This is a genomic window from Aeromonas sp. RU39B, assembly GCF_900156095.1.
Lineage (GTDB): Bacteria > Pseudomonadota > Gammaproteobacteria > Enterobacterales > Aeromonadaceae > Aeromonas.
Genome location: NZ_FTMJ01000017.1, coordinates 1 through 14330, shown reverse-complemented (window position 1 = coordinate 14330; position 14330 = coordinate 1). Strand labels below are relative to the sequence as shown.

At 59.3% G+C, this 14330-nt stretch carries 13 protein-coding genes; 9 read left to right on the top strand and 4 right to left on the bottom strand.

The window, feature by feature from the left end; genetic code table 11:
- Positions 1-28: 28 nt before the first annotated feature.
- The 3 genes from pstB to BW958_RS18390 are packed head-to-tail and all read right to left on the bottom strand — an operon-like array spanning position 29 to position 4787.
- A complete protein-coding gene (pstB, locus tag BW958_RS18400) occupies positions 29-847 on the bottom strand; it encodes a phosphate ABC transporter ATP-binding protein PstB (RefSeq protein WP_076577370.1) in 819 nt (272 codons plus the stop codon).
- A gap of 31 nt (positions 848-878) precedes the next feature.
- The gene (gene pstA, locus BW958_RS18395) at positions 879-2531 is read right to left on the bottom strand and encodes a phosphate ABC transporter permease PstA (protein ID WP_076577369.1); all 1653 of its coding nucleotides are present in this window, start codon (positions 2529-2531) and stop codon (positions 879-881) included.
- 18 nt (positions 2532-2549) lie between these two features.
- Positions 2550-4787: an ABC transporter permease subunit gene (locus BW958_RS18390; protein ID WP_076577368.1), complete on the bottom strand. Its 2238-nt coding sequence runs from the start codon at positions 4785-4787 to the stop codon at positions 2550-2552.
- Between the two features lie 216 nt (positions 4788-5003).
- On the opposite strand from BW958_RS18390, the gene BW958_RS18385 reads away from it, so the two are divergent.
- From BW958_RS18385 to BW958_RS18350, 8 genes are all read left to right on the top strand, one after another.
- Positions 5004-5210, top strand: a complete 207-nt coding sequence (locus tag BW958_RS18385; RefSeq protein WP_076577367.1) for a hypothetical protein — start codon at positions 5004-5006, stop codon at positions 5208-5210.
- Between the two features lie 349 nt (positions 5211-5559).
- Positions 5560-6510 (top strand): ABC transporter substrate-binding protein, encoded by a 951-nt coding sequence (locus BW958_RS18380; protein ID WP_306169668.1) that lies wholly within the window; start codon positions 5560-5562, stop codon positions 6508-6510.
- 52 nt (positions 6511-6562) lie between these two features.
- Positions 6563-8065: a sugar ABC transporter ATP-binding protein gene (locus tag BW958_RS18375; protein ID WP_256702074.1), complete on the top strand. Its 1503-nt coding sequence runs from the start codon at positions 6563-6565 to the stop codon at positions 8063-8065.
- Complete coding sequence (locus tag BW958_RS18370; protein ID WP_083687401.1) at positions 8062-9129, top strand: ABC transporter permease; 1068 nt, start codon at positions 8062-8064, stop codon at positions 9127-9129. Before BW958_RS18375 ends, BW958_RS18370 begins: the two co-directional genes overlap by 4 nt.
- Complete coding sequence (gene yjfF, locus BW958_RS18365; protein WP_076577364.1) at positions 9126-10097, top strand: galactofuranose ABC transporter, permease protein YjfF; 972 nt, start codon at positions 9126-9128, stop codon at positions 10095-10097. The genes BW958_RS18370 and yjfF overlap by 4 nt, the downstream gene beginning before the upstream one ends.
- Positions 10098-10235: 138 nt before the next feature.
- Positions 10236-11456, top strand: a complete 1221-nt coding sequence (locus BW958_RS18360; RefSeq protein ID WP_076577363.1) for an RNA-guided endonuclease InsQ/TnpB family protein — start codon at positions 10236-10238, stop codon at positions 11454-11456.
- A gap of 90 nt (positions 11457-11546) precedes the next feature.
- On the top strand, positions 11547-11783 hold the full coding sequence (locus tag BW958_RS18355) for a hypothetical protein (RefSeq protein ID WP_076577362.1): 237 nt from the start codon (positions 11547-11549) through the stop codon (positions 11781-11783).
- A gap of 143 nt (positions 11784-11926) precedes the next feature.
- On the top strand, positions 11927-13081 hold the full coding sequence (locus tag BW958_RS18350; protein ID WP_076577361.1) for a 5-methyltetrahydropteroyltriglutamate--homocysteine S-methyltransferase: 1155 nt from the start codon (positions 11927-11929) through the stop codon (positions 13079-13081).
- Between the two features lies 1 nt (position 13082).
- On the opposite strand, the gene BW958_RS18345 is transcribed toward BW958_RS18350, so the two are convergent.
- Positions 13083-13505, bottom strand: a complete 423-nt coding sequence (locus tag BW958_RS18345; RefSeq protein ID WP_076577360.1) for a winged helix-turn-helix transcriptional regulator — start codon at positions 13503-13505, stop codon at positions 13083-13085.
- Between the two features lie 135 nt (positions 13506-13640).
- Here BW958_RS18345 and BW958_RS18340 point away from each other — a divergent pair, with 135 nt between their 5' ends.
- Complete coding sequence (locus BW958_RS18340; RefSeq protein ID WP_076577359.1) at positions 13641-14195, top strand: flavodoxin family protein; 555 nt, start codon at positions 13641-13643, stop codon at positions 14193-14195.
- Positions 14196-14330 lie beyond the last annotated feature (135 nt).

Here is a 14330-nt window from a genome sequence, read left to right as displayed (position 1 = left end):
AAATCCTTAAACTGGGAGCGGTAAAGCCTTAGCCGTAGCGGCCGGTGATATAGTCCTCGGTCTTTTTCTTGGCCGGGGTAGTGAAAATGGTATTGGTGTCGGCGTATTCAATCAGCTCACCCATATACATAAAGGCGGTCTGATCCGACACCCGCGCCGCCTGTTGCATGTTGTGGGTCACGATCACTACGGTGAACTGCTTCTTAAGCTCATTGATAAGCTCTTCGATGGTCAGGGTGGAGATGGGGTCAAGCGCCGAAGTCGGCTCATCGAGCAGCAGCACTTCCGGCTCGATGGCAATCGCCCGGGCAATCACCAGACGTTGCTGCTGACCACCGGAAAGACCAAAGGCGTTTTCATACAGACGGTCTTTCACTTCATCCCACAGGGCGGCGCCGCGCAGCGAACGCTCGACCGCGTCATCGAGACTGCGGCGATCATTAATACCCTGCAGACGCAGGCCATAGACCACGTTCTCGTAAATGGACTTGGGGAACGGGTTGGGACGCTGGAACACCATGCCCACCCGGCGCCGCAGGGCGGCCACATCCACCCCCTTGTCATAGATATTGTTGCCATGCAGCAAGATCTCACCCTCGATACGGCAGGTTTCCACCAGATCGTTCATCCGGTTGATGCAGCGCAGCAAGGTCGATTTACCGCAGCCCGATGGGCCGATAAATGCAGTCACCTGCCCCTTGGGGATCTTCATCTCGATGTTGTATAGCGCCTGTTTGTCACCGTAAAAGAGATCCAGCCCCTTGACCTCGAGCGTGGTGAGCTCGGCCGGCAGGTTGGCCAGATCCAGCGCCTTGGTCTGGTGCATCATGGTATTGACGTTAAGCATTCAGGTCCTCAAATCACGCTAGGGGGCCGGATCAATTATCCAGCGCCTTGAATTTTTCACGCAGATGATTGCGAATACCGATGGCGGTCAGGTTCAACCCCACGATCACGGTCACCAGCAAGAAGGAGGTGGCATACACCAGGGGCCGTGCCGCCTCCACGTTCGGGCTCTGAAAGCCCACGTCGTAAATATGAAAGCCCAAGTGCATGAACTTGCGCTCCACATGCAGATAGGGGAAGTTGCCATCCACCGGCAGGGTCGGCGCCAGTTTCACCACCCCCACCAGCATCAGCGGCGCCACTTCACCGGCGGCGCGGGCAATCGCCAGAATAAGTCCGGTCATGATCGCGGGGCTGGCCATCGGCAGCACGATGCGCCACAGAGTTTCGGCCTGGGTCGCCCCCAGCGCCAGCGAGCCATGGCGAATCGCGCTGGGAATGCGCGCCAATCCCTCTTCGGTCGAGACAATCACCACCGGCAAGGTCAAAATAGCCAGGGTCAGGGCCGACCAGATCACGCCGGGCGAGCCAAAGGTCGGGCTGGGCAGCGCCTCGGGATAGAAGATCCGGTCGATGGAGCCACCCAGGGTATAGACGAAAAAGCCCAGACCAAACACGCCATAGACAATCGAGGGCACCCCGGCGAGGTTGATGACCGCAATGCGGATAAACTTGGTCATCACGTTCTTGCCGGCATATTCGTGCAGGTACACCGCCGCCACCACCCCCAGGGGCATCACGATGATCGCCATCAGGATCACCATAAACACGGTGCCAAAGATGGCCGGGAATACGCCGCCCTCGGTGTTGGCCTCGCGGGGATCGCCGCTGATAAATTTGCCAATCTGGTGGAACCAGTAACCTATCTTGGCAAACAGTCCCATCTCGTTGGGCCAGGTCACATCCAGCACCTTGGAAAGCGGCATGGTCACCGCCTCCCCGCGCATGTCGGTCACCGTCACACTGTCACGACCGGCATCGGCGCGCAGGCGAAACAGCTCTTTTTCCAGCACCAGATAATCGGCCTGCAACTTATCGCGCTCGGCTTGCAGCTCGGATTTAAGCTGATCGGTCAGCTCATGGTTAAGCTCGGCCTTGCGCTCTTTAAGGCGCAGCTTTTCCAGCTGATAGTTGATGGCGCCAATCTCGCCTTTTTGCAGCGAATCGGCCTGGCTATTGAGATCAACCGCCCGATCAATGGCCTCACGCAAAGGGCCATGCAGATCGCCGGTCACCACCTTACCCGCCACGTTCACACCGCTCACGCGGCCATAGAAGTTGCCATTGGTGGTGCGCTCAAGCAGCGCCAGCTCAGCGGGCGTTGAGCGAGCCTTGATGTCGGTTTCCAGCACCCAGCGAAAATCGAGATCGACAAACTCGCGGTTGCCAGTCTTGATAAGGTAGCGGGTGAGCCACTCACGCTCTTCATCCGAAGGCAACGGATGACCCGCGGCGCGCAGCCGCTCGACCGGCACCTGCTCCTGGTCATACAGCTCACCGATAATGCGCTGATTGTTGCCACCTACGCCCTGCACATCCCACTGATAAATAGGATGGGGCCAGAAATAGACCAGACCGCGCCAGCCAATGAGCAGCAGCAACCCCACGACCGCTACCAGACTCATGCTGACCGTACCGGCTGTCATCCAGATCCAGGGGGCACCCGATTTGAACCACTTTCCCATTACATCGATTCCTTGCCCTTACAGGGAGCTGTACTTTTCACGCAGCCGCTGACGGATAAACTCGGCCAGCGTGTTGAAGACGAAGGTGAAGACAAACAGCACGAAGGCCGCGAGGAAGAGCACCCGGTAGTGGGAGCTGCCGACCTCGGATTCGGGCATTTCCACGGCGATGTTCGCCGCTAAGGTACGCAGCCCCTGGAACATGGAGAAATCCATGATGGGGGTGTTACCGGTTGCCATCAGCACAATCATTGTCTCGCCCACGGCGCGGCCAAGCCCCATCATCACCGCCGAGAAGATGCCGGGGCTGGCAGTGAGGATCACCACCCGGCTTAAGGTCTGCCAGGGGGTGGCGCCGAGCGCCAGAGAGCCTTGGGTCAGGTGCTTGGGCACCGAGAACACCGCATCTTCGGCAATCGAGAAGATGGTCGGGATCACCGCAAAGCCCATGGCGATGCCCACCACCAGGGAGTTGCGCTGGTCAAACTTGATGCCGGCATCATTGGTGAGCCAGCTGCGGGTATCGCCGTGAAACAGCCAGGTCTCGAGCAGCGGGCTAAGCGCCACCGCCCCCCAGCCAAGCAGCAGCAACACCGGGATAAGGACAATGGCGTGCCACCCTTCCGGCACCCATTGGCGCAGCCTCGCCGGTAGACCCTGCCAACTCATGGCCGTGAGCAACATGCCAAGGGGCAGCAGCACTAACATCAGCAAGATACCGGGCAGGTGATCTTCAATAAGTGGCGCCAGCCAGAGACCAGCCAGAAAGCCCAAGATCACGGTCGGCAGCGCCGCCATGATCTCGACTGTGGGTTTGACCACCTTGCGCAGGCCCGCCGACATGAAATAAGCGGTGTAGATGGCACCCGCCACGCCCAGTGGCACGGCAAACAGCATGGCGTAGAACGACGCCTTGAGAGTCCCGAATGCCAGCGGCACCAGACTCAGTTTCGGCTCAAAATCGTTGCTGGCCGAGGTGGATTGCCAGACAAACTGCGGCTCGGGATAGCCTTCGTACCACACCTCGTGCCACAGGGCCGACCAGGTCACCTCCGGGTGCTCGTTATCCACCTTGAACAGGTGAATGGCGTTGCCTTGCTCGAGCATCAGCAGGTTGTTGCGCGGCGACAGTGCCACGCCGTTCAGCTCATGGGTATCGAGAGTTTCACTCAGCAGCCGGGTGGCGCCGGTGGTATGGAAAAACTCCACCTTGCCGTTGGTGGTGGTGGCCACAAACCCCTTGCGGTGGGTCTCCATCGCCAGCTCGCTGACCGGACCGGAGGCGTTAAAATCGCGGATATGGGTAAATTCACGCTTGCCGTCGCGACTCACTTCAAACCACTGGGAGATCACGCCGTTGTCATTGCCCACCAGCAGGGATGACGCACCGGAGAGCAGTTCAACACGGGTCACCTTGCCATCACGGCTACCGATCTCCAGCACAGTGCGCAAGGTGATCTCATCAGGGTTACGGATGTCATAGACCGACAAGCGGTTGCCATCGCGCAAAAACAGGGTGCGCAGGTTGGGGGTCATCAACACCTGCTCCACATGCCGCGGCAAAGAGGGAATCGCGTATTGGCTGCTGCTCCACTCAATCTCGCCGGTCAGGAAATTCTGCTCGCCGCCGAGCACCGACAAGACGCCGCGCCCATCCTCAGTCATGGCAGCGATCACCACCTTGCTGCCATCTGATTCAAATGCCACCTGGCTGAGCGCTTTCCCCTGCGGGTCAACGGCGATCGGCGCCTCACCAAACGGGTATTTGAGCTCAGGGGTGATCAGCCGCTTGTCATGGGGGTAAGAGACGGCGAAACCGGGGCGAACCAGTTGCACCTGACCGTCACGGCGGCCAAAAACCATGCTCGGCTCATCACCGTGGGAGCGTGAAAAGGCCGTCAGTTCGCCATCGAGTTGGAACTGTTTAATCAGCTGCCCGCTCTGATAGCCATTATTCTGCTTGATGGCAAAAAAGCTCACCTGACCACTGTCGCCAATCCGATAGCCAATCTCGTTTTGCTCTTCACTCCCCAGCAACAGCGTGTTGTCCTGCACCGGCAAGGTGACGGCGCCGGTGGCATCCATGCTGGCGCCATGAAAAATCGGCTTCACCACATAGAGCAGGTAAAAGAAGATAAGCAGCAGCGCCACCAGCACCAGGGCGCCCCCTGTGGTGACACTGTATTTAACCAGCTTGTCCTTGAACCGGCGGGCTTTACTGCCGGCGATGGACAAGGCAACGGATTCGGACGACATCAACAACCCCGGATAAATGTGGCTAGTCTGGATTATATGGCGGTTAGATGACACTAGTGTTACAGAAAGCGCCCTTGCACCGATAGTCCCGCCCACAATTGAAACCAAAGTGAAAAGGGTTTCAAAAACTGATCTCCGTCAACGATATGTCACTTATCAGCAACACTTCGGTGACATCGTGCTTTAATGGACCAGCAACACAAGGAGGAGCCAGCCATGACAGTACGACTGACCGAAATCGGGAATGCCAGCCAGTTTCATGAATATCTCTCGGTGCTCGGTATCCACAAGCCCCCCATGGAGAGCATCAATGGGGCCTGGGAGTTCAGCCAACGGGATGAAGTCATCGCCCGCGTGCAGATCCAGCGAGACGGCTCGGCCCGATTTTTCCTGAATGTTCACCGTTTGTGTCAGCATCATTGAATCATCTTCCCCACATTTTACCGAAGGCCTTCCTCGTGAAGGCCTTCTGTTTTTAGCCATCCAGCCATCATGCCCTCTTAGATATCGCGCTCAAATAACCCGCAATAGCGGGATTATATTGCTGAATACATAGACAAATTTGCCTTCCTTGCAGCGTGTGAAGCGGCTCACGTCCTGCCATTGCTGGACTCATTCATACTCGGCTCCGTCGACCTCGCCCCACTTGGGCGATGTTGGTGGCGTTGCAACACCGTTATGTTTTTGTTGCCTTCGCCCTCGCCCGTTTTAGCTGTCGGGCCCCAGCTGGACTTGAGTCACTTACAGATAATCAACATGTGGGGTAACTGATATGCCGTCGTTCAAACCTGGATTACTGGCCTGCCTGATGAGTGCTGCTCTGGGCTTTAGCGCTGCCGCTAGCGCCACCACGGTCGGTTTTTCACAAATCGGCTCCGAAAGTGGCTGGCGCACCTCGGAAACCGAAGCCATCAAGGCCGAAGCGGCCAAGCGTGGCATCGACTTGAAATTCTCTGATGCCCAGCAAAAGCAGGAGAACCAGATCAAGGCACTGCGCTCCTTTATTGCCCAAGGGGTGGATGCCATCCTGCTGGCCCCGGTAGTAGAAACCGGCTGGGATCAGGTGCTAAAAGAAGCCAAGGAAGCCAAGATCCCGGTGGTACTGGTTGACCGTGGCGTTAAGGTCAAAGATGAGAGCCTCTATCTGACCAAGGTCGCCTCCGACTTCGTTGAAGAGGGTCGTCTGGCTGCCGCCTGGCTGGCAGCTGCCACCAGCGGCAAGTGCGATCTGGTTGAGTTGCAAGGAACCGTCGGCTCCAGCGCCGCCATCGATCGCAAGACCGGTTTTGGTGAAGTGGTCAAACTGTTCCCGCGCATGAAGGTACTGCGCTCCCAGAGCGGCGACTTCACCCGTGCTGGTGGCAAGGTGGTGATGGAGAGCTTCCTCAAGGCAGAAAATGGTGGCAAGAACCTCTGCGCCGTTTACTCCCACAATGACGACATGGCGCTCGGTGCCATTCAGGCCATTAAGGAAGCCGGCCTCAAACCGGGTCAGGATCTGAAGATCATCTCGATTGACGCCGTACCGGATATCTTCAAGGCCATGGCCGATGGGGAAACCAACGCCACCATCGAGCTCTCCCCCTACCTCGGCGGCCCCGCCTTCGATGCCATCGATGCCCACAAGGCGGGCAAGGATGTCGCCAAGTGGATCAAGGTTCAAGGCCCGCTCTATCTGCCGGCCACCGCTGCCGAGGAGTATAAGAAGCGCAGCGCCAAGTAACCTGCCTGCCCGGTCCTTCGGGGCCGGGCCTGTTCACGTCATGGAGGTTATCGTGTCCACAGCGGCAATCCTGTCACTTCGCCAGATTGGCATCAGCTTTGGCGATTTTCGCGCCCTGGACGGCGTCAACATCGATATCTATCCCGGTGAGGTGCATGCCCTGCTCGGGGAAAACGGCGCCGGAAAATCCACGCTGATCAAAGTCATGACCGGGGTGTATCAGAAAAATCAGGGCGAGATGCTGTTTGCAGGCCAATCCTGCCAACCGCGCTCGTCGGCCGAGGCGCAGGCACTCGGGATCAGTACCGTCTATCAGGAAGTCAACCTCATCCCCACCCTGTCGGTTGCCAAGAATTTATCACTGGAGCGCCAACCACGGCGTTTCGGTTTTATCAACTGGCGGGCTGCCGAGCAGCAGGCGCGTGACTTGCTCGCCCGCCTTGAACTCGATATCGATGTGTCACGCCCGCTCGGCTCCTTTTCCATCGCTATTCAGCAGCTGATCGCCATTGCCCGGGCGCTGGCGGTGGATGCGCGCGTGCTGATCCTCGACGAGCCGACCGCCAGTCTCGATGCCCACGAGGTCGATGTGCTGTTTCGCCTGTTAAGGCAACTGCGCGCTGAAGGCATGGCCATTGTGTTCGTTACCCACTTTCTCGACCAGGTCTATGCCTTGTGCGATCGCATCACGGTGCTGCGCAATGGCCATCACATCATCAGCGCGCCGATTGGTGAGCTACCACGCCTGCAACTGGTCGAGAAGATGCTCGGCCGCAAACTCGACGAGTCGCAGGCCAAACCGGTCAGCGCGTCCCATCAGGCCAAGCAGGACAATCCGGTGCTGCTGACCGTCAATCAACTGGGGCGGCGGCGCATGCTCAACCCGCTCGATTTCACCCTGCATCAGGGGGAGACCGTGGGGCTGGCCGGCCTGCTTGGCTCGGGGCGCACCGAAACCATCAAGCTGCTGTTTGGCGCCGAGCGCGCCGACAGTGGCGCACTGAGCATTGATGGCCAGCCGATCAAGATCCGCTCTCCCCGTCAGGCCATTCGTCTTGGTATGGGCTTTTGCCCGGAGGATCGCAAACGCGAGGGGTTGGTGCTGGAGCTCTCGGTGCGTGAAAACCTGATTTTGGCGCTGCAGGCTCGCCGTGGCTGGCTGCATCCCATCAGTGAGGCGCGCCAGCTCGAGCTGGCCGAGCAGATGATCGCAGCCCTTGGCATCGCGACGCCGGATACCGAAAAGCCGGTGGGACAGTTAAGCGGCGGCAACCAACAGAAGGTGATCCTGGGCCGCTGGCTGATTGCCGAGCCGAGGCTACTGATCCTCGACGAGCCGACCCGGGGCATCGATGTGGGCGCTCATGCCGAAATCGTGAACCTGATCCGCACCCTGTGCGAGCGCGGCATGGCGCTGCTGGTGGTCTCGTCCGAGCTTGATGAAGTGGTCACCTTCAGCGACCGCATTCTGGTGATGCGGGATCGCTACAAGGTCGCCGAGCTCAGCGGCGAGCAGCTGCATCCGAATGACATCATAGAGGCGATAGCATCATGACAGTGCCTATGTCGGTGACGACTCCTTCCGGTCAACGCAAGCCGGCCAGTGTGAAGGCCGAGCGGCAACGCCTGATCCTGCCGGTGACGGCTCTGCTACTGATCTTGCTGGTCAATGCCGTGCTCTCACCGGGCTTTTTTGCCCTGAGCATGGTCGATGGCCACCTCTACGGCAGCCTGGTGGACATCCTGCACCGCGGTGCGCCCCTGGCGCTGCTGGCCATCGGTATGTCGATTGTGATCGGCACTGGCGGCATCGATCTCTCGGTCGGCGCGATTATCGCCATCTGCGGCAGCGTGATGGCGGTGCTGATCCAAGATGGCCACCTCTCTTCCCCGATCATCGCCCTGCTGACGCTGGGTTGCGGCCTGCTGTGCGGTCTGTGGAATGGTGTGCTGGTCGCCGTGCTGCGCATCCAACCCATCGTGGCCACCCTGATCCTGATGGTGGCCGGACGCGGCATCGCCCAGATGATCACCGGCGGCCAGATTGTCACCTTCCACAGCGACGTGTTTGGCGTACTGGGCAGCGGCTACCTGTGGCTGCTGCCGATGCGGGTGATTCTGACCGCACTGGTGCTAATTGCCCTGATTGCACTGATCCGCCGCACCGCCCTTGGGCTGTTTATCGAGGCGGTGGGCGGTAACAGCGAAGCCAGCCGACTGGCCGGCATCGAGAGCCGCAGCGTGCTGATTGGCGCGTATATGCTGTCGGGCTTTTGCGCTGCCTGCGCCGGCATGATCATCGCCGCCGACATCAGCGGCGCCGATGCCAATAACGCCGGACTGTGGCTGGAGATGGACGCCATTTTGGCGGTGGTGATTGGCGGCGCATCACTGGCGGGTGGGCGCTTCTACTTGGGATTAACCCTGCTCGGCACGCTAGTGATCCAGAGCCTGACCACCTCGATTCTGGTCAGCGGCCTGCCAGCCCAATATACCCTGCTGGTCAAGGCCGTGGTCATCATTGTGTTTTTGCTGATCCAGTCCACGCCGGTTAAAACCCGCATTTTGCGCGTGTTGGAGCGGCGCAGCCCCGCTGCCAAAAAGGGAGAAAAAGCATGAAAAACGAACGCTGGATCCCGGTGCTGGCCACCCTGCTGGTCCTGCTGCTGCTCTACGCCTTTGGCATCAGCCAGTACAACAACTTTGCCTCCACCCTGGTGCTGGGCAACCTCTTGACCGACAACGCCTTTGTCATTATCGCCGGGGTCGGCATGACGCTGGTGATCCTCTCTGGCGGGATTGATCTCTCGGTCGGCTCGATGATCGCCTTTGTCGGCATCTTGATTGCCTTGCTGGTCAACAACGCCGGATGGCACCCGCTGGCGGCCATTGCGGTGGCGCTGGTGCTCGGCACCTTGATTGGCGCGCTGATGGGGTGGCTGATAGATGCGTTTGAGCTACAACCCTTTATCGTAACCCTGGCCGTGATGTTCTTTCTGCGCGGGCTGGCCTTTTTGCTCAGCCTGGAGTCGGTGCCCATCAACCACGGTTTTGTCGATGGGTTTGCCAACTTTCGCATCCCGCTGCCGGGCCGTGGCAGCCTGACGGCCTCGGCACTGGTGATGCTGGCAGTGCTCGCCATCGGGATCGTGATCGCCCACTACACCCGCTTTGGCACCAACGTCTACGCCATCGGCGGTGACAAACACTCGGCCGGTCTGCTCGGCGTACCGGTGCGCGGCACGCTGGTCGGAGTCTACGCCTTCTCGGGCTTTACCAGCGCCATGGCGGGCGTGGTCTACACCCTCTATACCGCGTCGGGTTATCCTCTGGCGGCCATCGGGGTTGAGCTCGATGTGATTGCAGCGGTGGTGATTGGCGGCACCCTGCTCACCGGCGGCGTGGGCTTTGTCATCGGGACCCTGCTCGGCGGCTTGATCCAGGGAGTGATCCAGACCCTGATCGCCTTTGACGGCTCACTAAACAGTTGGTGGACCAAGATAGTGATCGGTCTGCTGCTGTTTATCTTTATCTTGCTGCAACGACTGCTCAGTCGCTCCTTTGGTGCGACGCTTGCCCGAGCGTAACGGGCAGCCTCACGCCCGTCAGGCTGCCCGGTTTGACCCGGTTCGCGACAAGCCCCGCCGTTCAGGGCGAGGAAGGATAGCGTGGACGGCGTAGCCGTCCTATAATCCAACCACTGTATATATGAACAGTGCAAAATCATGCGGCGACTTCAAGCCTTCAAATTCGAACTGCGGCCAGACGCTCAGCAAGCGCGGCAAATGCGCCGCTTTGCGGGCTCGTGCCGGTTCGTCTTTAACAAGGCGCTGGCGTTGCAAAAAGAGCGCTTCGAGCAGGGCGAGAAGAAGCTCGGCTACGCCGGACTGTGCAAGCTGCTCACCGGGTGGCGCAACAGCGCAGAAACCGCCTGGCTGTCCGATGCGCCGGTTCATCCTTTGCAACAAACGCTCAAGGATTTGGAGCGGGCCTACGGCAACTTTTTCGCCAAGCGGGCAGACTTCCCTCGCTTCAAGAAGAAGGGTAAGTCGGACAGCTTCCGTTATCCCGACCCGAAACAGATCAAGCTCGACCAAGCCAACAGCCGCCTGCTCTTGCCAAAGCTGGGCTGGCTGCGCTACCGCAACAGTCGCGAGGTGCTGGGCATGGTGAAGAATGTCACCGTGAGCCAGTCATGCGGCAAGTGGTTCGTGAGTATCCAGACCGAGCGGGACGTTGACACTCCCGTGCATCAAGGTGACGCCATCGGGGTCGATATGGGGATTGCCCGGTTCGCCACGCTCTCGGACGGCACGTTCTACGCCCCGCTTAACAGCTTCAAATGGCATGAAGCCGCCTTGCGCAAGGCGCAGCAGGCGATGAGCCGCAAGCAAAAATTCAGCGCTAACTGGAAGAAGGCCAAAGCCCGCGTCCAGCGCCTCTATTCCCGCATCGGTAATGCCCGCCGCGATTATCTGCACAAGTGCTCCACCACGATCAGCAAAAACCACGCGATGGTGTGTATCGAGGACTTGCAGGTGCGGAACATGTCCAAGTCGGCGGCAGGCAGCACTGAAAAGCCGGGGAAGCAGGTTCGGGCCAAGTCTGGTCTGAACAAAGCGATCCTCGACCAAGGGTGGTTCGAGTTCCGCCGCCAACTGGACTACAAGCTGGCGTGGAGCGGCGGGCATCTCATTGCCGTGCTGCCCCGGAACACCAGCCGCACCTGTCCTTGCTGTGGCCATGTGTCGGCGGACAACCGCCAGACACAAGCCCGGTTCGAGTGTGTGGAGTGTGGTTTCGAGGAAAACGCCGATGTGGTCGGCGCCATCAATGTATTAAGGGCGGGGCACGCCCGGTTAGCCTGTGAAGTGAGCGGTGCAATCATGCCGCCAGCAGCAGGAACCCACCGAGGTGAGCTAGGCGTTTTCGCCTGGCCACGGTAGGAATCCTCGTCGTTTACGGCGAGGAGGATGTCAAAGTTTCTCTGGCACTGTGGGAGAGTCTTGGCTCTCCCTTTTTTCGCCGAGCGCCCTATGCCCATCACCCTGCTCATCCCGGATGACTATCAGCGCATTGCCACGACCCTCCCCTTTTTGCAGCAAGACCCGGCCCATCCGCTGTTAGCCTTGCCCAATGTGCTCTGTACGCCGCATCTTGGCTATGCCGAGCAGCGCAGCTATGAGCTCTATTTCCACAGCGCCTTTGCCAATGTGCAGCGCTTTTTGGCGGGGGACTGCAGCATGGTGCTTAACCCGGCCGCATTGGGCTAGGGCGATGACGCGCCGTTACCCTCACGGCGCTGAGTCGGGCCAACTTGAAATTTGCTACAGAAGCAGGTGAAGAATCCTCACTTACCACAACAAGGCCAGACGTCTAGACTTCTAATAACACCCACTTGTCGAGATGACCCGCCATGTCCAAAGAGCTGATCCCACCGTTTCGCGCCGATGTTGTTGGCAGCTATCTGCGCCCTGACTATCTGCACCAGGCCCGCCGCCAGTTTGCCAGCGGCGAGATTGACCAAACGGCCCTGACCCAGGTTGAAGATCGCGCCATTCGCGAGCTGGTCGCCCAGCAAAAAGCAGCGGGTCTTAAAGTCATTACCGATGGGGAATTTCGCCGCAGCTGGTGGCATCTTGATTTTATGTGGGGCCTTGGCGGCGTGGAAAAATCCGCGCTGGAGCAGGGTTATCACTTCTCGGGCACCCATACCCGCGCCGAGAGCTGCCGCCTGACCGGCCGCATTTGCGGTGACCACCACCCCTTTGTCGAGCATTTTCGCTTTCTGGCCACGCTGGCCGAGCCCGGCTTGGTTCCGCGCTTGACCATTCCGGCGCCCGCCCAGTTTTTACGCGAGCTGCAACGTCCGGCCAACCTTGCTCATACGCAAGCCATCTATCCCGATCAGCAAGCACTGCTCGATGACATTGCAGCGGCGTATCGCACCGTGATCCGCGATGTCTATGCCGCCGGTTGCCGCAATCTGCAGCTCGATGACTGCACCTGGGGCATGCTGACCGATCCCAAGGTCACCGCCAACACCACGGGCTGCGGCTGTGGCAGCAGTCATGGCGATGTGCCGCACAGCGAGCAGATCCGCCCGCTGCTGGAAACCTTGCTCAGCGTGAACAACGCCGCACTGGCAGACGCGCCGGCCGATCTGGTGCTCACCACCCACATCTGCCGTGGCAACTACCGCTCCACCTGGGCGGCCAGCGGTGGCTATGGTCCGGTGGCCGATGTGGTGTTTGCCCGCTCACAGGTCGATGCGTTTTATCTGGAGTTTGATACCGAGCGCGCCGGTGATTTTTCCCCGCTGGCCCATCTGGCCAAGGGCAAGAAGGTGGTACTGGGGCTGGTGTCTTCCAAAGTGCCCGAGCTCGAATCGGCCGATGCCATCATTGAGCGCATTCATGAAGCAAGCCGCGTTGTGCCGCTCGATCAACTCTATCTCAGCACCCAGTGCGGCTTTGCCTCTACCGAAGAGGGCAATGCCTTAAGCGAAGCGCAGCAGTGGGCCAAGATAGCGCTGGTGACCGAGGTCGCGAAACGGGTTTGGGGCGAATAGCTCACGGTTGAGTGACAAAACGCAGAGGAGGCAAATCAGCCTCCTCGCTGGCATTGGTATTTTGCACATCATAAGCCTGCTGGGCAGTGAGCATGGTCTCCACATGTTGCTGTGACCAGAGCGACACCTGCTCGATGATCCCGGCAAACGAGCCACCGAGCGCGGTCAGCCGATATTCCACCCGCACCGGCACACAAGGGTAAACCTGGCGCTCAACCATCCCGTCGCGCTCAAGTTGCTTGAGTTTTTGCGATAACACCTTTTGCGAAATCCCCTCCACTTCCCGCTTGATCTCGTTGAAACGCAGGGTGTCATGCTGGCGCAGTGCGCCGATGATCAACATGGTCCAGCGCTCGGCTAACCGGTCGAAAAACATCCGCGCCGGGCAATGGCGGGAATAGACGTTATAAGCAAGAATTGCCATGGGGTTTCCTCCGGGTAACCAACGCACTTTGCTGCCACTTATTGTTAAGGCGGTTTCTCAAAGATACCATCTTCGAATCGGATGACCTTAGAGTATGAGGTTGTCTTTACAGGGAAAAACCAAGCGAGGATTGATATGGCCAAGACTGTCGTTGTCTACTTTTCCGGATACGGTCACACCAAGCGCATTGCCGAGGTGGTTGCCGAAGGCGCGGGTGCCGACACCATCGTGATCAATGAGCAAGGTGAGATCAGCGACGCCGATTTCGCGGCGCTCGGCGCAGCCGATGCCATCATCTTCGGCGCACCGACTTACATGGGCGGCGCTCCGTGGCAATTCAAGAAATTTGCCGATGCCACCTCCAAGGCCTGGTTTACCGGCGCCTGGAGCGGCAAGGTCTTTGGCGGCTTTACCATGAGCGCCAGCTTGAACGGTGACAAGCAAGTGACCCTCATCTATCTGCAAACCCTGGCATCGCAACATGGCGGTATCTGGGTCAGCCTCGGCCAAGCGCCGGCCAATGCCTCGGCCTCGTCTCGCGCCGATGCCAACAGTCTGGGGGGCTCGGTCGGTCTGCTGACTCAATGCCCGTCCGATGCGGGCGCCGATGCCATCCCGGCGGGCGATCTGGAAAGTGCCCGCCTCTATGGCGCGCGCGTGTCCCAGATTGCCGCCAAGCTGCACGGCTAACGACACGCTTCTTTACCAGAAATAACAAGGCCCCGCAGATTGAACTGACCCCATAAAGTTGGACAGTTAAAGATACGGGTTAAATCAAGAAGGCCTGAGTTCGGTACTGCACCGGACTCAGGCCTTTCAATTTTG